We start from the raw sequence: 21,601 nt of genomic DNA, 5'->3' as shown, positions 1-21,601 counted from the left end.
TCATAAGTGGGACCTTCTATGAACCTCTTGCAGCTACTCAGTTTTGGTGACTCAGGCTGGGGAATGGCGCTGCTCAAGGCAGCAGGCATGACCGTGATATTGACCCTGGCGGCGCTGCTGGTGGGTGCGGTATTTGGCAGCCTGGTCGCGGCGGCCAAGCTATCCCGTCGGCGCACCCTGCGCTGGCTCGGGGACCTGTATTCGATTCTGTTCAGGGGCATCCCTGAGCTGCTGGTGATCTACCTGTTCTACTTTGGCGGCGCCAGTGTGGTCACCGCGGTGGGCCACTGGTTCGGCGGCGAAGGCTATATCGACGTGCCGCCTTTCCTGGTGGGCGCGCTGGCGGTCGGGCTGATTTCCGGCTCCTATCAGGCCGAGGTCTACCGTGGCGCTTTTCTCGCCGTCTCCAAGGGCGAGCTGGAAGCCGGATTGGCCATCGGCATGAGCCGGGCCATGCGTTTCAAACGGATCTTGATCCCCCAGGTACTGCGCTTCGCGCTGCCCGGGCTGGGCAATGTCTGGCAAATGAGCTTGAAAGACTCCGCGCTGATTTCCGTGATCGGCCTGGTGGAGTTGATGCGGGCCAGTCAGGTCGCGGCCGGATCGACCCGGCAATATTTCACCTTCTACATCATCGGGGGCATCGTGTACCTGGTTCTCACTGGCCTCTCCGGTCGGCTTTTCAACATGGCCGAGGCTCGCGTGCGTCGCACGCAGCAGCGCAGCCCAGTCTAGTCAGAGTCGGAAGGACTACTTATGATCGATTTTCCGTTCCTCGCTGACACCATGCTCAAGCTGTTGGCCGCGTTGCCCACCACGCTGACGCTGTTTTTCTGCTCATTGGTGATCGGCCTTACCCTCTCCGTCGGCATTGTCAGCCTGCGGGTCAGCCGCTGGTGGTTCTTCAGCTACCCGGCGCGTTTCTACATCATGCTGTTTCGCGGCACGCCGCTGCTGATCCAGATGTTCCTGATCTACTACGGGCTGGGCCAGTTCCCGGCCATCCGCGACAGCTTCGCCTGGGTCCTGCTCAAGTCGCCCTATGGCTGCGCGGTGGTTTCACTGGCCCTGTGTACCGCCGGTTATACCGCCGAGATCATTCGTGGCGGGCTGCTCAGCGTACCCCAGGGGCAGATCGAAGCCGGCAAGGCCGTGGGCATGTCGCCGTGGGAATTGCTGCGCCGGATCATTGCGCCGGTCACCTTGCGCCAGGCCCTGCCGGCCTACTCCACCGAAGCCATTCTGCTGGTCAAGTCCACGGCGCTGGCCAGCCTGGTGACGGTGTGGGACGTGACGGGGGTCGCGCAACAGATCATCCAGCGCACCTATCGCACGATGGAAGTGTTCATTTGCGCGGCCATGATCTACCTGGTGCTGAATTTCCTGGTCGTCCGTGCAGTCGCCTGGCTTGAGTATCGCCTCTCGCCGCACTTGCGTGAGCGACCAGTCGACGCCATCAAAAAAGCCAGCCCTTCGCTGCCTACCCATTCCTGATTTGATACGGAGCCTGCCATGAGCACTCAGTCCGCCTCTGCCCTGTCGGTGACTAATATTCAGAAGTCCTTCGGCAGCGCCCATGTCCTCAAGGGCATTTCCCTTGAAGCCCACAAGGGCGACGTGATCTCGATCCTCGGTGCCAGTGGGTCCGGGAAAAGTACCTTCCTGCGCTGCATCAACCTGCTGGAGACCCCCGATCAGGGCATCATCACCGTCAACGGTGAAATGATCGAAATGAAGCAGCACGCCGACGGCCGCCAGACCCCGAGCAACGCCCGCCAGGTCGAGCGCATGCGCAGCTGCCTGGGCATGGTGTTCCAGAGCTTCAACCTGTGGTCGCACATGACCGTGCTGCAAAACGTCATTGAAGGCCCGATGCGGGTGCTCAAGCGCTCCCGTGCCGAGTGCGTCGAGGAAGCCGAGGCCCTGCTGCACAAGGTCGGCCTGTACGATCGCCGCGACTATTACCCGGCGCACCTGTCCGGTGGTCAGCAACAGCGCGTGGCGATTGCCCGTGCACTGGCGATGAACCCGCAGGTGATGCTGTTTGACGAACCGACCTCGGCCCTTGACCCTGAACTGGTGGGCGAAGTGTTGCGGGTGATGCGCTCCCTGGCCGAAGAAGGTCGCACCATGCTGGTGGTCACTCACGAAATGGGCTTTGCCCGCCACGTGTCAAACCGGGTGGTATTCATGCACGGCGGCTTGATCGACGTCCAGGGCACGCCGACGGAACTGTTCGAAGGCTTGCCTACCGAACGCTTCAAGCAATTCGTCTCCAGCCATCATGAGCGCACCACCGAATAAAGCCGCTCGGCGCCACTACCTCGCGGAACGACAACGGCCCCTGATTTGGGGCCGTTGTCTTTTCCAGTCGGTCATTGATGTGGAATCTGGCAACAGTGTTTGTCCAGTGAGCCGCTATATGGGGGAATAACAAACACCTAATATCGTCTCTACCCAGTGAGCCAATGCAATAAGCATTAACCCCTCACGAGGTAAACACTCGAAACTCCAGACGATACGGTGAACATCATGAACTTCGCAAAAATGGCATTGGTTCTTATTCTTGGCAGTGCAGCGGCGCAGGCATTTGCCGACGACGGCTATTCAACAGCCGCCACCAGCCAGCTCCCGGTTGAAACTTACACCGCTGCAGCAAAACCCGATATCGAGAAAGTCATTGCTATCACCGAGGCCGCCGACCAATGCGCGCCGGTGCCCGTGCAGATGACCTATGACGACTCCCACGGCCAACGCCATATCCTGCAATACGATGTCATGGGTAGCGGCTGCTCGAACGGCTGAGTGCCTTTGTGGACGATGGAGGGTCGACACTCCTTCCCCGCACGGCCAGATGAAAAAGCCATTATCGTTATTGTGAACCGACAATTTCCTTATTGGATGCCAACAACTCCGGAATCGCGCCTTTGAGAAACTCGACCCAGGTTTTTATCTTGGCATCGACGAACTTTCGCGAGGGATAGATTGCAAACAGATTCAACTCTTCAAGATGATGGTTGGGCAGTACCCGCACCAATGTTCCGTTCCTCAGTCCCTCGACAGCCGAAGCAATCGGCTGTATCCCGATCCCCATTCCGCTTTTTATCGCAACGGTCATGCCGTCGGCGGTATTGATGTGCAAGGGAGACAGGGGTGTCGTGACGCTCTCCAGGCCTTCGGGCCCTTCGAATATCCAGTTTTCAGCCGGCATCACCGTGTTCACGATTCTCAGGCAGTCGTGTGAACAAAGATCCCCCGGAGACTCGGGATGCCCGCGTTTTTCCAGGTAGGCGGGCGACGCACACAGAATGCTGTAGGTGCTACCGAGCCGCTGGGCGACAAAGCCTGAATCGGGCAAATCCCGCGCCAGCACAATCGACATGTCATAGCCCTCCTCCAGCAAGTCAGGCAGCCGATTGGTCAGGACCAGATCAAACATCACCGAGGGATGGGTCTCTCGATACCTGGCAATGGCCTGGATCACATAGTGATTGCCGATGGCCGACATGGCGTGAATCTTCAGCCGGCCAGCCGGCATGACCTGAGCCGTACCGGCCTCTTCTTCCGCTTCACGCACCTCATCAAGGATTTTCTCGCAGCGCTGCAAATAACGCACACCGGCTTCGGTGAGGGCCAGGCGCCGGGTCGTCCGATTGATCAGGCGGGTTTGCAGTCTGGCTTCAAGGCTGGAGACGGCTTTGGAGACGTTGGCGGTGGTACTGTTCAGGATCTCGGCGGCCCCGGTAAAGCTGCCGCTTTGAGCGACCACCGTGAAAAAACGCATGGTCTGGAAGACGTCCATCGTTTCCACCTCGGGAAATCAGCAAAAATACCATAGCCCGGTCTGGAGAATGGCTCGTAAAAAAAGGGCGACCCTGCAAAAGCCGCCCCCTGCTTACGCGTTATTTCTTGCGCGGAATAAACCCGGGCACGCCGGTTTCCACTACCGAGTTGAAGCGTATCCGGGTGGTGATATCGTCCCGGATTTCAGCCATGGCCCGGTGCGGCAAGGTGGCAATATCGAAGTTTTCCTGGATATGGCTCGGTGTTGCGCTGGTGGTCAGAAAAGCGGTTCCCCGCTGTACCGCCCAGGCCAATGCGACTTGCGCCGGGGTTTTCTGCAAGCACTGGGCGATTCCAGTCATCACCGGTTCTTCCAGCACATTGGGTTCCATGCCATGCCCCAGTGGCGCAAATGCCAGGAGGATAATCCCGTGCTCCTGGCAGAACTCGAGCAGTTCCCATTCAGGCAGATAAGGGTGGGATTCAACCTGCACGACGGCGGGTTTTATCCGCGCCACGGCCACCAGCGCTTTCAACGCGTCCAGGGTGATATCAGACAAACCGATGGACCTGCACCGGCCTTCATCCACCAGGCGCTCAAGGGCCCTCCAGGTCTCGATCAGGGTGACACCCGAATCGTAGATGACATGCCCCTGAAAATCCCTCGGGTCCTGGTCATCGCCGGGCTGAAAGGCAAACGGCGTATGGATCAGGTAGCAATCGATGTAATCCACCTGAAGTCGGCGGCAGCTGGCGGCAAATGCCGGCTCGACGCGCTCGGGACGATGGTTGGTATTCCACAGCTTGGTGGTAATGAACAGCTCTTCTCGCCGAACCTTGCCGGCCTGTAAAACCTCCTGCAGAGCAACACCGACACCTTCTTCGTTGCGATAGCGCTCCGCACAATCGAAATGACGAAAGCCCGTTTCCAACGCGGCCTTGACCGCTTGCGTGGTCACCGAGAGGTCTCGAAACAGCGTGCCAAAACCAACGGCCGGCATCTCGCCAGTTCCGTGGGCAATAGGGAATTTGGTGTCGCGAAGCGCATCGTGATAAGTCATGCCTTTACTCCATTGCCTGGGGCCACTACCGCAACCACGGCAGTGACCGTTCATAAAATTTCGGGAGGCCGGCCAGTTCGCGGAAACGGTCCGCCAAGACATGGCTCGGCTATGGGTTCGGCCTTGCCGCTGTCAGCGACCCGCCACTTTTTGCCCAAGTACACCGACGGAGTTACCGCCCAGCGCCACGAACAAGCGCACCGTGTCGAGATACCGCGCGGTCTTCACGCGGATCTGTCCCAGCAGCGCCTGTTGATACGCACGCTCGGCCTCCAGCACTTGAAGAACACTGTTCTCGCCTTGCGCATAGGCCTGTTGGTTCAAGCGCAAACTGGTTTCGGCGGCGCGCAGCGCGTCCCCTTGGGCGAGGTTTTCCTGCTCGTCATGGTTGATGGCCTGCAACGTGTCAGCGACCTGACCGAAGGATTGGATGAGCGTCTGCTGGTAGCCGGCGAGAGACGCCTTGTAGCCGTCGACGGCTGCCTGGCGTTCAGCCTTGAGCGTTCCGCCATCGAAGATCGGCCCCGCCAGTCCCGCCGCAAAGCCCCAGAGCGCCGCGCCGCCATTGCCGGAAGCGGCCTGCGTCAACGATGCGGAAAGCTCGACATGCGGATACAGGTTCGCGGTCGCGATCCCCACGGCGGCAATGGCCATCTGCAAGTCAGCCTCGGCTTGCCGGACATCGGGCCGGTCGTGGGCCATTTCCGAGGGCAGGCTGACCGGCACACCGGAGGGCAAGGCAAATTCGGCCAGGTCGAAGTCCGGCGCAATCCAGTCGGCCGGCCCCTTCCCGGTCAGAATCGACAGCGCATGACGTGCCGCATCCCGCTGCTGGGCCAGGGACGGCAACAGCGTGCGATCCTGCGCCAAGTGTGTCTCGGCCAGCGCAACATCGACCTGCGTGGTGCTGCCATTGAGGTGGGCCATGCGCACCAGCTCAAGATTCCGGGTGTCATCGGCCAGCAGTTTCTCGACCGCCGCCATTTGCGCGTTGGCAGAGGCCACCAGCAGCGCCTGGCTGGCGACGTTGCCGGTCAGGCTCAGATACGCCGCCTCGTAGCGATGCGTCTGAAGATCAACCAAAGCCGCTTGTTGTTCGACCCGCCGCTTGTTACCACCGAACGCATCCAGGTCGAAGCTGACTTGAGGCCCGATGCTGTAGAAATTGGCCACCGTGGGGTCGGCGGCAGTATGGACCCGCTGGCGACCGGCCTGGGCGGCAAAATCGACCCGCGGATAGAGCGCGCCTTGCGCCGCAACCACGGACGAAGCCGCCTGCCGGAGCGTCGCGTCAACCGCCACCAACTCAAGATTGCCCTCGATTGCCCGACGGACAACCCGGTCGAGCTTGGGTGATTGAAAGGCCGACCACCAGTCACCGTTGATCTTCTGGCCCAGGTCAATCCGGCCCTTCTGACCGAGGCCCTGCTCGGCCTGCTGGTCATAGTGCTGCGACGCGCTTTCCGAGGGTGCCTTGTAGTCAGGGCCGACGGTACAGGCGGACAGGAAAAAAGCCGCCGACACCGCACCGACCATCGTAGGGAAGAGGTGTCTGTTGAGGACGAATGCATTGGGTTTCATTTGCCAGACTCCACGAAAACTAGTTGGTCGGAACGGGTTTGCGAAGCAACACCACCAGCGGACTCACCAGCAGCATCACCCATAGCAAAATCTTGAATTGGTCGACGATGGCGATGAAGGCCGCCTGGCCGGTGATCATTTCGTTGAGCGCGCCCAGCGCCGGCAAGGACGTCGAGGCGGCCATGCGATACGCGGTCAGATGACTGGCCAGCGCCTGATGCATCGCCTGCGTGTTGTTGAAGAAGCAGGCCTGCACCACCGCCACGCCGAGGGTACTGCCATAGACACGGGCCAGATTGAAAAAACCCGTCCCTTCCGGGCGCAGCTTCGGGTCCAGGGTGCTGAACGCCACCTTGCTCAGCGCCGGCATCAATACCCCGAGACCGGCGCCCTGGAGCGAACCGGCAACCGCCACCGGCCAGCCGTCCATCAAGGGTGAATAACCGAGCATCAGCCAGTTGGCATAGATCACCATGGCGATGCCCCCCGCCACGAAGGGCCGGCGGTCGAAACGTTCGGGAACACGGCCCATCAGCAGGAACGCACCGACCAACCCGACACCCCGCGGTATCGTCAGGTAGCCCGTGGTGTCAGGCGGAAAACCGAGCAGTTCATCCAGCATCGGCGAGGTCAGCGCCATGGTCGACAGCAGCACAAAACCGAGGGCGAAAAACATCACGGTCGACAGCACGAAGTTGCGATCCCGGAACAAGCCCTTGCTGAGGAAATGCACCTTGGCGGTCAGCACATGCACCACGAACAGGTAGAGCCCCAGCGCACAGGCCAGGGCTTCCAGCCAGATTTCCAGCGAGTCGAACCACTCCAGGCGCTCCCCACGGTCGAGCAGCATTTGCAGGCCGATCATGCCGAGCGTGAAGCTACCGAAACCGAAGAAGTCAAAGGGCGGACGTTTCTCGGCCTTTTTCTCCGGCAACAAAAATGTCACCACGAGGAAGATGAACAGCGACAACGGAACGCTGATGTAGAAGATCGAACGCCAACCGTAAAGCTCGCCAAGCCAGCCACCGAGACTCGGGCCACTGACGATGCCCAGCAGCACAATGGCCGTCCATATCGGGCCAAAGGTCCCGCGCCGTGCGGGCGGTAAAGTCTCCATGGCAATCGCCATCGACAGCGGTGCCAGCACGCCACTCGCGGCGCCCTGGATAATCCGTGCACCGACGAACTCCAGCGGCGTCGTTGCCTGGGTCGCGAGCAACAAACCCAGGACAAAGCCGGCTATCGCGGCTTGATACACCCGCTTCAAACCGAATCTCCCGGCAAGCCACTGCGCCAGCGGCAGGGTGATCGCGCTCGCCGCCAGATACGAAGTGAAGACCCAACCCGCCTGGTCATCACTCATCGACATCGCCCCCTGGATAAACCGGAGCACCGCGTTCGGCAGCGGCAGGCTGGCGGACTGCATATAGGTCACGAACAGCGCGGCAAACCTGAGCGTAAGCGCGCCCTCCCCTCCGGGCTTGGCGTTCATTGGTCAGTCCCCGCGCTCAACAGCGCCGCGATCGGCTTCCACCAGGACGAGCGATAGCCGGTATCGACCTGGACCGTGGCACTGGTGCCGGAGAACAACGGCAGATCCGGATCGGCTTGATCGAGTTCAAGTCGAACCGGAACCCGCTGGACCACCTTGACCCAGTTGCCGGTGGCATTTTCCGGCGGCAACAGGGCGAAGTCCGCGCCGGCCCCCGGGCTCATGCTGATCACGTGGGCCTTGAAGGCGTGCCCCGGATAGGTGTCAATACGGATCATCGCGGCCTGGCCCGGATGCATATGGGTCACCTCCGTTTCGCGGAAGTTGGCCTCGACCCAAACCCGCCGAGACAGCAGGGCAAAAGCTGGCGCCCCATTGCTGACATAGTTGCCCACCTGCAAATCGTCGACCTTGGCGACGATGCCATCGTCCGGCGCATACACCGTCGCGTAGGAAAGATAGAGCTGCGCCTCATCCAGCTGCGCCTTGGCCTCACGAATCGCCGGGTGGCTGTCGACGTCGATATCCGGATTGCCGTTCAGCGCAACCACCGTGCTGGCGATCTGTTGTTCGATAGACGCCACGTGCTGCCGCGCCATTTTAAGGTCGGTGTCCGCGCGCTCATAAACAGAGCGCGAGACAAACTCGGTCGCCACCAACGCCTGCTTGCGGGTGAACTCCTTCTGGTCGAAGCCGGCCGACTCCTTGGCCGATTGCAAGTCGGCCTGTTGCTGGCGATAGCTGGCCTTGAGTCCCTGGATACGCAGCCGCGCCACGCTCAGTTGGGCTTCGGCGCGGTTGACCGCGATCTGGAATGGCTCCGGATTGATCCGAAACAGCACCTGGCCCTTGCGCACCGGCTGATTGTCCTCAACGGCGATGTCCACCACCTGCCCGGAAACCCGGGCATTGACCGAGGCCTTCGCCACCCGGGCGTAGGCATTATCGGTCGAGACATAGGGTTCGCCGGCCAGATAGCGGGCATACCCGACGGCCGCGAAAAGCACTGGAACGCCCACCACCAGCCATGGCCGCAACCGCTCCTTGAACGGTTTGCGGACAAGCGTACCAGCCGGGTTCGGCCCTGGATGCTCGAAGGTCTGCGAAGCGGGGATGTCGAACTGTTGGGTCATGATCGAATGCACCTTTAACCGGGAAATCGGGGTCGCTGTGAGAAAGCAGTCCATGCGCGGCCTGGAGGGTGTCTCCAGCGCACCTGTTTCATCGCAGCACCACCCGGTTCGAGCTCCGCCACAACAAATCCGAGATTCAGGAACTTCTGGCTCCTTAATTTTGTGCGATGGTGTAAGAATATCCTCACGCAAGTCTTCACTCAAGGATTTTTATACAACATGGCACAAAATAAAGTCACCGAAGCCAAAGGCCGCGGCCGGCCTCGTGCGTATGACCCGCAGACCGCGCTGCAGCAAGCGCTTGGGGTGTTCTGGAGCACCGGATATGCCGGCGCGTCGCTGGACAGCATCGCCACGGCGGCGGGCATGAACCGTCCCAGTCTCTATGCGGCGTTCGGCGACAAGCACGCCCTCTATATCAAGGCGTTCGAGCAGTATTGGGCGCAGGCCTGCGCCGCCGTGCACGAGGCCCTGACGGACAGCACGCTGACCTTGCGCGAGGCGTTGCTGGGTTTCTACGAGGGGCAGTTGTCGATCTATTTCTCGGGTGACGGTCAGCCACGGGGCTGCTTTGTAATCGGCACGGCCACCACCGAGGCTGCCGAAGACCGTGAAATACGCGACCTGCTTGCGGATCGCCTGAGCCAGCTCGACGCCGATCTCGAAGCGCGCCTGCGCCTGGCCGTCGCCGCTGGCGAATTGAAAAGCGATGCCGACCCGGCCGCCCTTGCCGTACTCGCCTCCTCCCTGCTGCACAGCCTTTCGATACGGGCTCGAGCGGGCAAACCCCGCGCCGAATTGACGGAGCTGGCACGCAATGCGGTCAAGGTGATCTGCGGATGAACTCGAATGAAGTACTCGGCACCCGCCGGGCTTGCGAGGTGTGGGGTGGCTGAAAGACTCGAAGACATTCTTGATGAAGACCTTGCGGTGATTTTCTGCGGTATCAATCCGGGACTACTGGCCGCCGCCCAGGGGCATCACTTTGCCGGCAGAAGCAATCGTTTCTGGCGCACGCTGCATCTGGCCGGCTTTACCCCTGAGGAAATCCGCCCGGAAAACGACCGGACAATCTTGCAGCATGGGTGTGGATTGACCGCCGTGGTTGAACGGCCCACGGCGCGCGCGGATCAGCTGTCTCCCGCTGAATTCACCGCCATCGCCAGGGACTTTGAGCACAAGATCGCCCGCTACGCCCCGCGCTTCGTGGCCTTTCTCGGCAAGGCGGGGTACTGCGGCTTGTCCGGCCAACGAGACATCGCCTGGGGACTTCAGCCACAGACCTTCGGCCATGCGGCGGTCTGGGTGCTGCCCAATCCCAGTGGGCGTAATCGTGCGTTCAGCCTCGATCAATTGGTGGCGGCGTACCGCCAATTGCATCTGGCGGCACTCGGGCACCTTTCGGTCCTGGAAGTGGCTGAATCCTAATTTCTCGATATCCCGGCCTACTTATCAAATTGCGCCTGCCCATCCGCGACGGCCTAATTAGAGCTTTGTTAACCAAGGCTCCCGCATGGAACATATACGAGCTTCAAGCACCCACGCCGCAGGGTTGATGGTCAGTGTGGTATTGGTCGCCCTCAATCTGCGGCCGTCGATGGCCGCGGTCGGGCCCTTGCTGTCGGCGATTCGCGGGGATATCCCCTTGAGTTTCAGCGCCGCGTCGTTACTGACCATGCTGCCGGTCATGGCAATGGGACTGGCCATGTTCCTCGGCATGCGCATCGCCCAGCGCTTCGGCGAACACCGCACCATCGTCCTGTCCTTGCTGGTCATCGGCCTGGCGACGGCTTCGCGACTCTACCTGGACAGCACCGTCGAGCTGATCCTCAGTGCGGTACTCGCGGGTCTCGGGATCGCCCTGATCCAAGCGGTGATGCCGGCGCTGATCAAGTCGCGCTTCAGCCACAACGTCTCGCTGTTCATGGGGATCTATGTGACCTCGATCATGGGCGGCGCGGCGCTCGCGGCGTCGTTCTCGCCGTTCGTCCTGGCACAGACTGGAAGCTGGCGGATCAGCCTCGCCATCTGGGCGCTGCTGGCGCTGGTCGGCCTGGTGGTCTGGTTCGCCCAGCGCTCGGCGGTTCCGCACTTGCCGCAGGCCTCGACGAGCCACCAACAGGAGTCATTCTTCAGCAATTCGAGGGCCTGGCTGCTGGCGATCTTCTTCGGCCTGGGCACGGCGTCCTACACCTGCGTGCTGGCCTGGCTGGCGCCCTACTACGTGGAAAAAGGCTGGAGCGAACAAAGCGCCGGCTTGCTGCTGGGCCTGCTGACCGCCATGGAAGTGGTGTCCGGCCTGGTCACCCCGGCAATCGCCAACCGCAGCCAGGACCGACGCCTGGTGCTGGCGGTCTTGCTGGCGTTGATCATCGCCGGCTTCTGCGGCCTGATCCTCAGCCCGGAACGCTTCACCCTGCTCTGGCCATGCCTGCTGGGCCTGGGTATCGGCGGGTTGTTCCCGATGAGCCTGATCGTTTCCCTCGACCACCTGGACAACCCGCGTCGTGCCGGCGGCCTGACCGCCTTCGTGCAAGGCATCGGTTATCTGATCGCCGGGCTCTCGCCGCTGATTGCCGGGGTGATTCGTGACCAGTTGGGCAGCTTCGAGTGGGCCTGGTGGTCACTGACGGCGGTGATGGCCGTGATGATCGTGATGGTCCTGCGCTTCAATCCGAAGCACTACGCACAGCACATCCACTAGTCGTCGCGGTCCTTTCCTGGCTGATCAGCCTGCCATTGGAAATGGGGTTCCGTGGAAACGTCCTTCAGGGAACAAAGGAGTCATTTGCCCCTGCCTTCAACCACGGGCGCAGCGCTGTCGGATCCACCCGATCCGACAGGTACAGGGGCGCGCCGTCAGCGCGGTAGCGGACCAGGGCGGCAAAGGCGCCATAGTTGGCGACTTGCCGTTGCCCTTCGAACAAGGCCGGTAGCCCCGGGCAATGCTGGCCGGCGGCGTCCCGCCAGTTGGCAATATTCATGTTCATCCCGCGTGGGCCTGAAGGACCGAGGCGTCGCTGACGACCACAAAGAGGGAGATACAATCATGAATCATGGCGATTTTCTTCTTGGCAAGGATAACGCGAGGGCCAGGCCTTTATAGTGAAGGGGTCGCCCACAGGCTATTTAAAAAGCAAATTCCATCCCCTAATATGTCAATCGGCTGCTTGTCTACAAACATGAGCAAAAGTAACGCCTATGGAACCTGACCGAGACGGATTTTATGCTCAATAGCAATTTGCTCAGAAAGCTGGACATGCAGGACCTGATGGTATTCGTCGCGGTTTATGAGCAGAGCAGCGTCACCGAGGTTTCCGAAACCCTTTGCGTCAGTCAGTCCACCGTCAGCTACTGCCTGAAAAAGCTGCGGACCAGCTTCAAGGACGAGTTGTTCATCCACACCCGTAATGCCATGTGGCCGACCAGCAAGGCCACCAGCATGTACAGCCATGTGGTCAACATTATAAAAAACATCAACCTGTGTCATTCCGGAGTCAACGTATTTGACCCGACCGAAAAAGAGATCACTTTTAATATTTGCGCACCGGAGTACTTCGAACTCCTGATCCTCCCCGACCTGCTGAAAAGTTTTATCAAGAGCCGCCTGCCGATCATTGTGAACACCCACAAGTTCCACAAGGATGTTCCGGTCGAACAATTGGTCGACGGTCGTATTGACCTGGTGATTTGTGCCGGTCCGAACTTTCATCGTGACGCCAAGCCCTTCAAATCAAAGATCCTGCTGGACGACGATCTGGTGTGCGTGGTCGACAAGCATTTCACGCCGCCAGAGAACAGGTTCAACCTGGACACCTTTGTCGCGCGCCAGCATATCTTTCCGACGCCCTGGACCTCAGACACCAACATGGTGGACGGCTGGCTCGGCAAACAGGGCTATACCCGGCAGATAGTCGCCCGCGCCAACAGTTATGTGGCGGCACTTGAAATGCTCAGTGGAACCGATCTCGTTCTGATGTTGCCTCGCCGTCTCCAGAAGCGGATCTGTGACGAAACCAAGTTCGCGTTTTGCAAGCCGCCGGCGGGTTTGCCCAGTTTCACCATCGACATGTTGTGGGACAGGAAAGCCGAGCAAAACACTGCCAATACCTGGCTGCGCGAGCAGATTGCCAAGGTCTGTGCCTAGCTATAATGTAAGGATCGAAACACAGAATAGAGATTTTTTTATTTAACCCTACAGACAGCCATTCAGCATCAGCAAGGGACCACCGCCCCTCTTTTGCCTTCCGCTAGGTTTTTGCGTTTGTTTCGATTGCGGATTTTTTCTTATCTAGCATGTCTTTGATCCAAACGCCCAGGGCAATCAGGCCAAAGAAACCATAGGCAAAAGAGTTCCAGACATACATCAGGAGATTCAATACGTCTGGTCGCGTGAGCGGAGCAGAGCTTGTAGCAAAGTCGACGATCTGGCTAATGTTGGCAGCTGACGCTCCCAATCCAGCGATTATCGCCAAAGACATATATGCGGTTGAGCCAAGTTTTTTGAGTTGCGTCTTGACTCTATTTTTTGTCTCTTCACTTTTATCGATCCAATTAACATAGCTTCCGAAAATTGCCGAAACCGATGCCACAGCAGCTAATAGGGTAAAGAAAATCATTACCTACTCCTTATATCAATAAACACCTTATTTACTCTAGGGCAGGAGGATCTTGAGGACAACCATAACTGACCTTTGAGTCGCCTTCATGCTCAAAGAAACTTTTAGTATCACTTTATCCGAATGAATCCCCCTCCCAAAATTGACGAAACCTGAAGTTCTGCTTTGATCAACGTTTCTGGCTGATGCAGGCCAAACCCCGTCAGATTCAATCTGACAAAACGGAGCAGAAGAAATGTCAGACGACCTCAAGAAAACTGGCAACCCTGATCGAAAAAAGATCAACGTTCACGAAGCGTACGAAGTTCGCGACTGGTCCAAGAAATTTGGCGTAACCGAGGAACAACTCAAATCCGCAGTTAAAACCGCAGGCGTTTATGCAGATGACGTCAAGAAGCACCTCGGGAAGTAAGTGAATGATTGCGTGCTCTACCTGCTCATGGGTAAAGCACGCATTTCTTCATAACTCCGCTATGTCGCTACCCTTGCAAAATCCGCTCGATACGCTCGCGTGCCATCCCCGTAAGACGCTTGACGCCCAACAATCGCGCCACCTCCAGCGCCGGATCCGCTGCATCGATGATCCCTGCCGCAACACGCAGCTCTTCAGCACAAATTTCCTCAATCGAGCGCGCGTCATTAGCCGACACTGGAACCCGATAGGTCGACCAGCCCAACACATCATCCTTGGTCTGCCAGACGAAGGCCTCGTCGCCCGCCGCCTGTTGCACATGGTGATGCTGTTCAGCAAGTTCGAGCACTCGATCACGAATCAGCCGGCCAGAGCGCTGGAAACCGTGGGATCGAGCAATCCGCTGAACCAGAAGCGCGTCAAGCATTGGCGCTTCCTGGCGCAATACTTCTGCGATGATATCGCGCAATACCGGAGTGTACGTCGGCAGATGGAACTGCTCGGCGTCAATCACCGACTCGAGAGCCGAAAGGTCGGCAATACGGTACTCGCCGCGCTGCACGGTCGAACCAGCATCAGTGCTATAGGCGCGTGCGATACGGAGATCGGATGCCTCAAGCAACACCTCGGCCGGAGGCGTTACCGGAACCTCGGGTGATCTCTCCTCCACATCAGTGCGCTGAGGAAAGTCGATCACCGTCGACGCCACCACCGGTTCAGCAACAGGCTCGGGCAGCGGCGTAGCACGTGATTGCAGCAAAAGACGGTTCAACGCACCGTCCAGACGCTGCAGCGCTCCGTCCTTATCGACCCACCACTCAGTGGACCACAGCCGTACCAGATCCCAGCCGAGACCACGCAAAATCATTCCGCGGACCTTGTCGCGATCGCGTGCAGTCGCTGCGCTGTGGTAGGTCGCACCGTCACACTCGACACCCGCCAAGTAATCACCTGGCCGGTCCGGATGGACGATGCCCAGATCGATACGAAAACGCGACACACCGATCTGCGGTACAACTTGCCATCCCAGACTTCTCAGCCCTTGGGCCACGGCTTCCTCAAAGGGTGAGTCGTAGCCACCCACCGATCCCTGCACGGCCTCGGCCAAGGCCCTGGGACCGCGCTGAGCAAATTCGATGAAATGCTTGAGGTCACGCACGGCACGAGCATTGGTACGGTTGAGATCGATCATCGACGGATCGAAAGAGGAGAACACCAACATCTCCCGACGCGAACGGGTAATGGCGACGTTCAGTCTACGCCAGCCACCGTCCTTGTTGAGCGGTCCGAAGTTCATCGACATCACTGGTGCTCCGGCTTCGGTAGGTCCATAGCCGATGCCGAGCATAATCAGGTCGCGTTCGTCGCCCTGTACGGTTTCCAGGTTTTTCACCACCACCGGCTCAGCCTGGCTGTCCTGAAAGAACGGTTCAATCTGAGGATATTGTTGGCGAGCCGCGTCCAACAGGTCATTGATGAGCTTCTGCTGATCGGAGTTCAGAGTGATGATGCCGATGGAATGACCGGCTGCAACGAATGCGGGATCAGTCAGGCGTTTGACGGTTTCCTTGACGATTGCTTCAGCTTCCGCCTGGTTGTAACGCCCTTTTCCCTTGGCATAAACACCTTCGACACGGCGCCATTCGACCGCGCTGGCGCGAGTCTCGGAGGCCGGAAACGTAATGAGATTACTGTCGTAGTAGCGGTGGTTGGAGAATGCGATCAAGCTTTCATGACGACTGCGGTAGTGCCAACTGAGGCTATGACTGGGCACGCCAGCACCAAGGCATTCATCGAGGATGCTTTCCATGTCTTCAGCAGTGTCGTCGTCACCCGCATTCGCACCACGATTGAAGAAGTTGGTCGGCGGCATCTGTCGAGGGTCACCGGCAATCACTACCTGCTTACCACGGGCAATCGAGCCGATAGCGTCCCAGGGCGCAATCTGCGACGCCTCGTCGAAAATCACCAAATCGAACAATGGTTGATCAGCAGGAAGGAACTGAGCAATCGACAACGGACTCATGAGCATGCATGGAGCCAGACGATTCAGTGCATCACCCATCTCAATCGCTAATTGGCGGACCGGCTTGTGCCGACGTGATTTCTGCAACTCATGTTTAAGGATGGCAAAACCGCTGTTCTTGGCGATGTCGTTCTTCGAGGGAATCAGCCCGCAGAGCCGTGCGCGGATGTAGCGAACGGTGAGTTTCGCCAGTTCGTCGTCCAAACGATTAAAGGCGGCAATATCACTCATATGTTCGGCAGCGACGAAAGTGCGCAGCAACGGTTCGCCGTCGATACCCTGAGTGGCGAACCAGTGGGAGTAGGCGGTGACAAACGTTTCTTCGGTGGCCGAAGGTATCAATCCCCCCTCTTCTAACGCCTGGGCCAAGGGGGCAAGACCTGCCGCGCGAGCTTGCTCTCGCACTCGACACCAGTCACACCAGGCCTTGAGTTGTTCCTCCTGACGTTGGATCGAGGCCGATGTGGTGCGCAAAGTGGACACAGCGAGAGGCGTTTCGCCGCTCGTCACCGACAGACCAGCGAACAGCCGAGCCACCTCGTCGTAATGGGTCATAGCCTGTTGTAACGTCACCAGGGCGACGCCTATCTGACCGTCAGCACCCAGCATGTCGTTAGCCTCGACGACTAACCGCGCCACTGCGCTGCGCAGGGTGATCAAGTGATCGGGTGACTCGGCCAGCACACTGAGCTTGTTGCGCAGACGCTCAGCCAGTGTGATGACCTGCAGCAGACGTGCGCTGTCACTGGCAAGCCCCTGCCAACCGGGAATCGATTGCAGATCACCCGCGAGGCTGTCCAGCTCTAGCAATTGGGTGTGTAAGCGCTCCAAGGTGGCGAGATCGCTCAAGGGATCCGGTAGCCCCGTGGCACCACCGGCAGAGGCTAAACGCTTGGCTACCTTTTTCTTCGCCAAGCTGGCAAAAAACCAGAATTTACCCTCGGCCTCCTGCCACTCCTGGCGCATAGCTTCGAAGGGAATGCGGCGGCAAGCTTCTTCGGCATAACTCACCGAGAGGCTTTGCTGCAATTCGCGGTAACCCTCGATCAGTTGGCACGCGCGTCGAGCAGCGTCTATGCGAGTACTGGCATCAGGGGCAAAGGCAAAGGCCAAGTTCAGGCCATGGCATTCGCCGAGCAAGCTCACCAGCTCGCTTAGCTGCTGGATCTGAGCCACTTCCGTCACAGGCAAGGGCAAATGTGTCAGGGTGAGCAGCCGTTCGCTAGCAATATTCAAGGCATCAAGGGCTTGGGGGACTTCGCGGGCACTGCTCGCGATCTGCGCCTGCCAGGCGTTGGACCATTGAGTTTGAGCCAACACCCCAAATCCGCTCGACAAGTCCCGAGCGGCCTCGCCGTTAAGACCCAGACGCCGGGCAATATCCAGCAACGCGTTGTACTCGGCCCGATCATGTTCCGTACCTGCCGGCCATACCAGCCGCGGCGTCGACGGAACATGGTCGCGCACCACACGACCGATAGCCTGATGCAATGACAAACCGTTATGCCAGCGTCGATGCAGCACCTCAACCATCTGGTTGAGCCGTACACGTAGCATCTGCAACTTGTGCGCCTCGCGCTCCCAGTCCTCGGCGCTCAAACCATCGCGAACGTCCCAGGCCCGGTCGAGTTGCTTAAGCACCTCGACCTTGGAAGCCTTGTTGGAATGCAGTTCAAGGCAAAATTCGCCAAGACCTTTTTCAGCCAGTCGCCGATAAACCACATCAAGCGCCGCACGCTTCTCAGCCACAAACAGCACGCGCCGGCCAAGGGCGAGGTTGTGGGCGATCATATTGGCGATGGTTTGCGATTTCCCGGTACCAGGCGGACCGTCGAGCACGAAACTGTGATGGCCCGCCGAGGCAACTACTGCGGACAGCTGAGAAGAGTCTGCCGGTAACGGGGTGAACAATTGTGCCGGTGTGACGGTGGCATCGAGTTGCTCCGGACGGGGAAAATCATCAGAGCCAACAAAACTTTCGCCTCCCGGGTCACGCTCAAGCAAGTGTTTGACCAGAGGGCTTTTCAGCAGTTGCTCAGCGTTTGCGGCGAGGTCCTTCCACATCAGGTATTTGGCAAAAGAGAAGGTACCCAATACGACTTCGGTGCTGACTTCGAATCCTGGTACATCACGAACCGCGCGGCGCACCATGTTCCAGATTTCAGGCACATCGATGCCACTTTCATCACTGGGTAACTCGCCTTCCAGCCCTGGAATAACGAGTTCGAAGTCGTGCCGCAAAAGCTCCAGAAGAGTTAGGTTGAAGCGCGCCTCCTCGTCCAGCAAGCTCAGGGTCACGCCTGACAACGCGCTTTTGCGTTCAAGTTTGACTGGCAGCAGGATCAGGGGTGCCGAGTAAGACTTGGGGTCATCGATACTTTTCTTCCATTTGAGAAAGCCAATCGCCAGAAAGAGCGTGTTCGCCCCACCCTCTTCCAAATCGCTACGTGCTTTGCGGTAGAGGTCGATCAACGTCGCTTCAAGTTTGACCTTCTCCAGACTTGCAAGCACTTCTCCACGGCCCAGTGCTTGGCGGGCGACTTCATCCACCAGGCTTTCACGATTTTGCTGCTCATAGAGGGCAGGGTCACGCCCGCCGCTCTCCAGGTCAGGCACTGGAACCACGCGAATTTTCTGGCCGCTGGCGAGCACGTCCTCTAGCACCGCCGGATCGGCACAGAGCAAGCGCACCCCTTTGGCACTATCAGGCAAGTGCAACAGGCGGTTGCGAGTGGTGAGATCGAGCAGCTTGCGCTGCCATAAGGTCAGCTTGCCAGCCGGCCCCTCACTGCCCAAGCTTATCTCCACATCGAAGCCAGGTAGCGCCGGTGCCTCTTCCAGACCTTCTTCGGACTGTGGCACTTCGTCTGGCACATCACCCGCCGGCAATCCGGCTGCTAGCGCCAACGGGCGAATTTTCTGCATCCGTGCACGGTGCAGATCGATGGCCATGATGAACTGTTCGTCAACCAACTGCCGCTCGGCGGCAGCTACCGCCTGGTTGAAGCCTGGGACTGGCGCCTGAGTCGCCAGGGTGGTTTCGAACACCACCATTTCCTTGAGATCCTGGCGCTTGCGTACCGCCGACGCCTCGTCGGTGAGTAACTGAGAAAATTCCTGGGGCTGCAACCAGACCCCAGTGAAGGCGTGTCCCTTGGTCATGATCAACAAGGCATTCAACCCCGCCTGCTCCAGCGCTGCGGCAAACAGCAATGCCGTATCCAGGCAGGTTGCAACTCCGTTCTCAAGCACCAAGCTTGGGGGCCGGACCTTTTGACCTTGTTGCTCGAAACTGGCAGGCGGTAGCGCATAGCTCAGCTTCAAACTGCAAACCGCCGACCAGATGGCTGAGGTCAACTCCCAGCTACGTGTACGTGACTTGCTTTCGTAACCATCGATACCATCTTTCTTGCCGGCCCGACGTAAAACCTGTGACGCGGCCTTGAGTACGCGGTCGACCGCAGGATCATTCGGCATACAGAACGCAGCCAGCAACTCAGGCATAGCGCTCAGACCGCCCCACTCCGTGCGCGCCAAAAGTTCTGTGGCAAAACGCTGCTCGACCAGCAGAATGTCGCCATGAGTCAGGCGCAACACCACGTCGGCGCAAAGACTCTCACTGAGACCCGCGAGATAGCCTGCATTGAGTTTTATGTCGCGTTCGGTGATACGCAGGTTATCGCCAGGATTGAGGCGATCGAGACGCCAGGTCCGAGCTTCAACGAAAGCGGGGTCGGTGCCGAGGGTCAGCACCAAGTCTTGAAAGGGTTGTTCGCCCTGATTCCAGACACTCAGTTCACGCACCAGAGGCACGGAGTTCTGGTGAGAGGCGAAGCCAATCTTGCGGGCAATCACTGCCTCGATCTTGATGCTCATCCATGGACTCCTTGAGCGGCATGCGCACGCCCCAAGCGAAGGGGGCGAGTAAATGACGCCTATAGTCCATGAGTGCTCATGGATTTGGAATTGCTTTATCGACAGGGGCAAAGGAAATCGTAACTAACGTTATTTCGACCTTACTTCATATCCGACCCCAGCCCGTGCATACAATCAGCAGGGCGGCCAAGCTATCCATGGTTGAAGCCGTGAGGACTCAAAGCAATCGCTAACAATCCCAAGGGTTCACGACATCGACGCCACAACCGACAAAATCCTTGACGTTGCGGGTTGCCAATATCGCCCCCCGCGAGCATGCCATCGCAGCGATCATGGCATCAAACTGACTGATGGGAGCGCCTGCAAGGCGGCGTAATGCGGATATTTCGGCAAAGGCATCCGCCGCATCACTGTCGAACCCAAGCAATCGACCGGAAAAGTCGATATTGAAAATATCCAAAGCCACGCCCCACAAACGGTCACGTCGCTGTCCTTCGGGCATCAGGCGCAAACCATAAAGAATCTCACCACGAGTAATCGTGGTGGTAAACAATGAGGCGCGAGGCTGCTTCAGTAGCCATCCCACGACCCCAGTTGCAGGAACAGGTCGCATGATTTCGGACAGGACATTGGTATCCAGAATGATCATGCATCGAAATCCGGTGGTTCACGCATAGTCTCGCGTGGCGCAATGTCCAACTCCATGCCGCCTAAAGGTTCAATCCGTGCACGAATGGTCTCGACTAGCGAGCCGGAGCGCCCGGACACTGCTGACAATGCCGAACGCAGGATATCGCGAGCCTCCTCCTCCATGGAGCGACCATGTAGTGCCGCTTGTACTCTCAAGCGCGCCTTTAACTGCTCATCAACATTACGAATCGTCATGCTGGCCATGACACACCTCCCATTCATCAATGATTGCATTTTAAGCATTGATTGCAATCAGGGCAATTCCTTTAAGGTCCGGCGACCTTGAATGCACCGTCAGCGCACCCCTCTGGCAACAGCCAGCAAAACACCAAAACCCACCAGCAACCCGCCGAACGCGCGGTCGATCCAGTGACGCACCGCCATCAACCGTTCACGCACGGCGCTCGCCGAAAAGCACAAGGCCACCACACTGAACCAGGCCATATGCGCACCCGAGATAAAAGCCCCATAACCGATCTGCACGGCCATCGGCGTATCGGGACGAACCACCTGCATGAACAGGCTGATGATAAAGATCGTCGTCTTCGGATTCAGGACATTGGTCAGGAAACCCGTGCGCAGCGCGGCAAAATCCGACAGCGGTGCAACAGCGCTCTCGGCCAGCGTTCCACTGGGCTGGGTCCGCAACATCTTCCCCCCCAGCCAGATGAGGTACGCAGCCCCCGCCAGCTTGATGGTGTTGAACAGCCACAGCGACTGCTGGATCAGCAGTCCCAGGCCAATCAGGGTGTAGCTGACGTGGACCAGCACGCCCAGCCCGATGCCCAGGGCCGTGAGCACGCCCGCTCGGCGGGACAACATCAGGCTGTTACGCGTCACCATGGCGAAATCGGGGCCAGGGCTGATGACAGCCAACAGGGTAATGGAGATCACCGCCAAGAGTTCCGCCATGGCCAATCCTCTGGAA

Annotated in this window: 20 protein-coding genes; 9 read left to right on the top strand and 11 right to left on the bottom strand. The window is 58.9% G+C overall.

Annotated features, from left to right (window positions below; translation table 11 throughout):
• Window positions 1-18: 18 nt before the first annotated feature.
• The 4 genes from M5B42_RS02780 to M5B42_RS02765 all read left to right on the top strand — a co-directional run bounded on the left by M5B42_RS02780 (window position 19) and on the right by M5B42_RS02765 (window position 2,805).
• The gene (locus M5B42_RS02780; RefSeq protein WP_100942876.1) at window positions 19-735 is read left to right on the top strand and encodes an ABC transporter permease subunit; all 717 of its coding nucleotides are present in this window, start codon (window positions 19-21) and stop codon (window positions 733-735) included.
• A gap of 21 nt (window positions 736-756) precedes the next feature.
• Window positions 757-1,494: an ABC transporter permease gene (locus M5B42_RS02775; protein ID WP_103494990.1), complete on the top strand. Its 738-nt coding sequence runs from the start codon at window positions 757-759 to the stop codon at window positions 1,492-1,494.
• Between the two features lie 18 nt (window positions 1,495-1,512).
• Entirely contained in the window at window positions 1,513-2,304 is a 792-nt protein-coding gene (locus M5B42_RS02770) for an ATP-binding cassette domain-containing protein (protein ID WP_152737459.1), read from the top strand.
• Between the two features lie 228 nt (window positions 2,305-2,532).
• Window positions 2,533-2,805 carry a DUF2790 domain-containing protein gene (locus M5B42_RS02765; protein WP_103494992.1) on the top strand — a complete coding sequence of 91 codons (273 nt, stop codon included), beginning with the start codon at window positions 2,533-2,535 and terminating at the stop codon, window positions 2,803-2,805.
• Between the two features lie 67 nt (window positions 2,806-2,872).
• Here the strand turns inward: M5B42_RS02765 and M5B42_RS02760 are convergent, their stop codons facing one another.
• From M5B42_RS02760 to M5B42_RS02740, 5 genes are all read right to left on the bottom strand, one after another.
• Window positions 2,873-3,802, bottom strand: coding sequence for a LysR family transcriptional regulator (locus M5B42_RS02760; RefSeq protein WP_103494993.1), 930 nt, complete (start codon window positions 3,800-3,802; stop codon window positions 2,873-2,875).
• 100 nt (window positions 3,803-3,902) lie between these two features.
• Entirely contained in the window at window positions 3,903-4,844 is a 942-nt protein-coding gene (locus M5B42_RS02755) for an aldo/keto reductase (RefSeq protein ID WP_248744962.1), read from the bottom strand.
• A gap of 132 nt (window positions 4,845-4,976) precedes the next feature.
• Window positions 4,977-6,425: an efflux transporter outer membrane subunit gene (locus tag M5B42_RS02750; protein ID WP_248744961.1), complete on the bottom strand. Its 1,449-nt coding sequence runs from the start codon at window positions 6,423-6,425 to the stop codon at window positions 4,977-4,979.
• Between the two features lie 19 nt (window positions 6,426-6,444).
• A complete protein-coding gene (locus M5B42_RS02745; RefSeq protein WP_248744960.1) occupies window positions 6,445-7,917 on the bottom strand; it encodes a DHA2 family efflux MFS transporter permease subunit in 1,473 nt (490 codons plus the stop codon).
• On the bottom strand, window positions 7,914-9,050 hold the full coding sequence (locus tag M5B42_RS02740) for an HlyD family secretion protein (RefSeq protein WP_248744959.1): 1,137 nt from the start codon (window positions 9,048-9,050) through the stop codon (window positions 7,914-7,916). The genes M5B42_RS02745 and M5B42_RS02740 overlap by 4 nt, the downstream gene beginning before the upstream one ends.
• A 219-nt stretch (window positions 9,051-9,269) precedes the next feature.
• Between M5B42_RS02740 and M5B42_RS02735 the strand changes: the two genes are divergently transcribed.
• The 3 genes from M5B42_RS02735 to M5B42_RS02725 all read left to right on the top strand — a co-directional run bounded on the left by M5B42_RS02735 (window position 9,270) and on the right by M5B42_RS02725 (window position 11,754).
• Window positions 9,270-9,893, top strand: a complete 624-nt coding sequence (locus M5B42_RS02735) for a TetR/AcrR family transcriptional regulator (RefSeq protein WP_103494998.1) — start codon at window positions 9,270-9,272, stop codon at window positions 9,891-9,893.
• Window positions 9,894-9,938: 45 nt separating this feature from the next.
• On the top strand, window positions 9,939-10,478 hold the full coding sequence (gene mug / locus M5B42_RS02730; RefSeq protein WP_248745018.1) for a G/U mismatch-specific DNA glycosylase: 540 nt from the start codon (window positions 9,939-9,941) through the stop codon (window positions 10,476-10,478).
• An 85-nt stretch (window positions 10,479-10,563) separates the two neighbouring features.
• Window positions 10,564-11,754 (top strand): cyanate transporter, encoded by a 1,191-nt coding sequence (locus M5B42_RS02725; protein ID WP_248744958.1) that lies wholly within the window; start codon window positions 10,564-10,566, stop codon window positions 11,752-11,754.
• Between the two features lie 64 nt (window positions 11,755-11,818).
• Here the strand turns inward: M5B42_RS02725 and M5B42_RS02720 are convergent, their stop codons facing one another.
• Window positions 11,819-12,034, bottom strand: a complete 216-nt coding sequence (locus M5B42_RS02720) for a hypothetical protein (protein ID WP_248745022.1) — start codon at window positions 12,032-12,034, stop codon at window positions 11,819-11,821.
• A gap of 242 nt (window positions 12,035-12,276) precedes the next feature.
• On the opposite strand from M5B42_RS02720, the gene M5B42_RS02715 reads away from it, so the two are divergent.
• A complete protein-coding gene (locus tag M5B42_RS02715) occupies window positions 12,277-13,197 on the top strand; it encodes a LysR family transcriptional regulator (protein WP_248744957.1) in 921 nt (306 codons plus the stop codon).
• 103 nt (window positions 13,198-13,300) lie between these two features.
• Here M5B42_RS02715 and M5B42_RS02710 read toward each other — a convergent pair whose 3' ends face one another.
• A complete protein-coding gene (locus M5B42_RS02710; protein WP_248744956.1) occupies window positions 13,301-13,669 on the bottom strand; it encodes a hypothetical protein in 369 nt (122 codons plus the stop codon).
• Window positions 13,670-13,904: 235 nt separating this feature from the next.
• Here M5B42_RS02710 and M5B42_RS02705 point away from each other — a divergent pair, with 235 nt between their 5' ends.
• Complete coding sequence (locus M5B42_RS02705; protein ID WP_218226754.1) at window positions 13,905-14,081, top strand: DUF3606 domain-containing protein; 177 nt, start codon at window positions 13,905-13,907, stop codon at window positions 14,079-14,081.
• Between the two features lie 67 nt (window positions 14,082-14,148).
• On the opposite strand, the gene M5B42_RS02700 is transcribed toward M5B42_RS02705, so the two are convergent.
• The 4 genes from M5B42_RS02700 to M5B42_RS02685 all read right to left on the bottom strand — a co-directional run bounded on the left by M5B42_RS02700 (window position 14,149) and on the right by M5B42_RS02685 (window position 21,585).
• Window positions 14,149-19,983, bottom strand: coding sequence for a DUF3320 domain-containing protein (locus tag M5B42_RS02700; protein WP_248744955.1), 5,835 nt, complete (start codon window positions 19,981-19,983; stop codon window positions 14,149-14,151).
• Between the two features lie 229 nt (window positions 19,984-20,212).
• Window positions 20,213-20,632 carry a type II toxin-antitoxin system VapC family toxin gene (locus tag M5B42_RS02695; RefSeq protein ID WP_248744954.1) on the bottom strand — a complete coding sequence of 140 codons (420 nt, stop codon included), beginning with the start codon at window positions 20,630-20,632 and terminating at the stop codon, window positions 20,213-20,215.
• A complete protein-coding gene (locus M5B42_RS02690) occupies window positions 20,629-20,877 on the bottom strand; it encodes a plasmid stabilization protein (protein ID WP_248744953.1) in 249 nt (82 codons plus the stop codon). Before M5B42_RS02690 ends, M5B42_RS02695 begins: the two co-directional genes overlap by 4 nt.
• A gap of 90 nt (window positions 20,878-20,967) precedes the next feature.
• A complete protein-coding gene (locus M5B42_RS02685; RefSeq protein WP_248744952.1) occupies window positions 20,968-21,585 on the bottom strand; it encodes a LysE family transporter in 618 nt (205 codons plus the stop codon).
• Window positions 21,586-21,601 lie beyond the last annotated feature (16 nt).

The organism is Pseudomonas sp. MWU12-2037 (assembly GCF_023242345.1).
Classification (GTDB): domain Bacteria; phylum Pseudomonadota; class Gammaproteobacteria; order Pseudomonadales; family Pseudomonadaceae; genus Aquipseudomonas; species Aquipseudomonas gingeri_D.
This window is presented reverse-complemented; position numbering and strand designations above follow the sequence as displayed.

Coding starts and splice junctions, on each gene's coding strand:
- M5B42_RS02780 (WP_100942876.1), top strand. CDS start 19: ATGAACCTCTTGCAGCTACTCAGTTTTGGTGACTCAGGCTGGGGAATG.
- M5B42_RS02775 (WP_103494990.1), top strand. CDS start 757: ATGATCGATTTTCCGTTCCTCGCTGACACCATGCTCAAGCTGTTGGCC.
- M5B42_RS02770 (WP_152737459.1), top strand. CDS start 1,513: ATGAGCACTCAGTCCGCCTCTGCCCTGTCGGTGACTAATATTCAGAAG.
- M5B42_RS02765 (WP_103494992.1), top strand. CDS start 2,533: ATGAACTTCGCAAAAATGGCATTGGTTCTTATTCTTGGCAGTGCAGCG.
- M5B42_RS02760 (WP_103494993.1), bottom strand. CDS start 3,802: ATGGACGTCTTCCAGACCATGCGTTTTTTCACGGTGGTCGCTCAAAGC.
- M5B42_RS02755 (WP_248744962.1), bottom strand. CDS start 4,844: ATGACTTATCACGATGCGCTTCGCGACACCAAATTCCCTATTGCCCAC.
- M5B42_RS02750 (WP_248744961.1), bottom strand. CDS start 6,425: ATGAAACCCAATGCATTCGTCCTCAACAGACACCTCTTCCCTACGATG.
- M5B42_RS02745 (WP_248744960.1), bottom strand. CDS start 7,917: ATGAACGCCAAGCCCGGAGGGGAGGGCGCGCTTACGCTCAGGTTTGCC.
- M5B42_RS02740 (WP_248744959.1), bottom strand. CDS start 9,050: ATGACCCAACAGTTCGACATCCCCGCTTCGCAGACCTTCGAGCATCCA.
- M5B42_RS02735 (WP_103494998.1), top strand. CDS start 9,270: ATGGCACAAAATAAAGTCACCGAAGCCAAAGGCCGCGGCCGGCCTCGT.
- M5B42_RS02725 (WP_248744958.1), top strand. CDS start 10,564: ATGGAACATATACGAGCTTCAAGCACCCACGCCGCAGGGTTGATGGTC.
- M5B42_RS02720 (WP_248745022.1), bottom strand. CDS start 12,034: ATGAATATTGCCAACTGGCGGGACGCCGCCGGCCAGCATTGCCCGGGG.
- M5B42_RS02715 (WP_248744957.1), top strand. CDS start 12,277: ATGCTCAATAGCAATTTGCTCAGAAAGCTGGACATGCAGGACCTGATG.
- M5B42_RS02710 (WP_248744956.1), bottom strand. CDS start 13,669: ATGATTTTCTTTACCCTATTAGCTGCTGTGGCATCGGTTTCGGCAATT.
- M5B42_RS02705 (WP_218226754.1), top strand. CDS start 13,905: ATGTCAGACGACCTCAAGAAAACTGGCAACCCTGATCGAAAAAAGATC.
- M5B42_RS02700 (WP_248744955.1), bottom strand. CDS start 19,983: ATGAGCATCAAGATCGAGGCAGTGATTGCCCGCAAGATTGGCTTCGCC.
- M5B42_RS02695 (WP_248744954.1), bottom strand. CDS start 20,632: ATGATCATTCTGGATACCAATGTCCTGTCCGAAATCATGCGACCTGTT.
- M5B42_RS02690 (WP_248744953.1), bottom strand. CDS start 20,877: ATGGCCAGCATGACGATTCGTAATGTTGATGAGCAGTTAAAGGCGCGC.
- M5B42_RS02685 (WP_248744952.1), bottom strand. CDS start 21,585: ATGGCGGAACTCTTGGCGGTGATCTCCATTACCCTGTTGGCTGTCATC.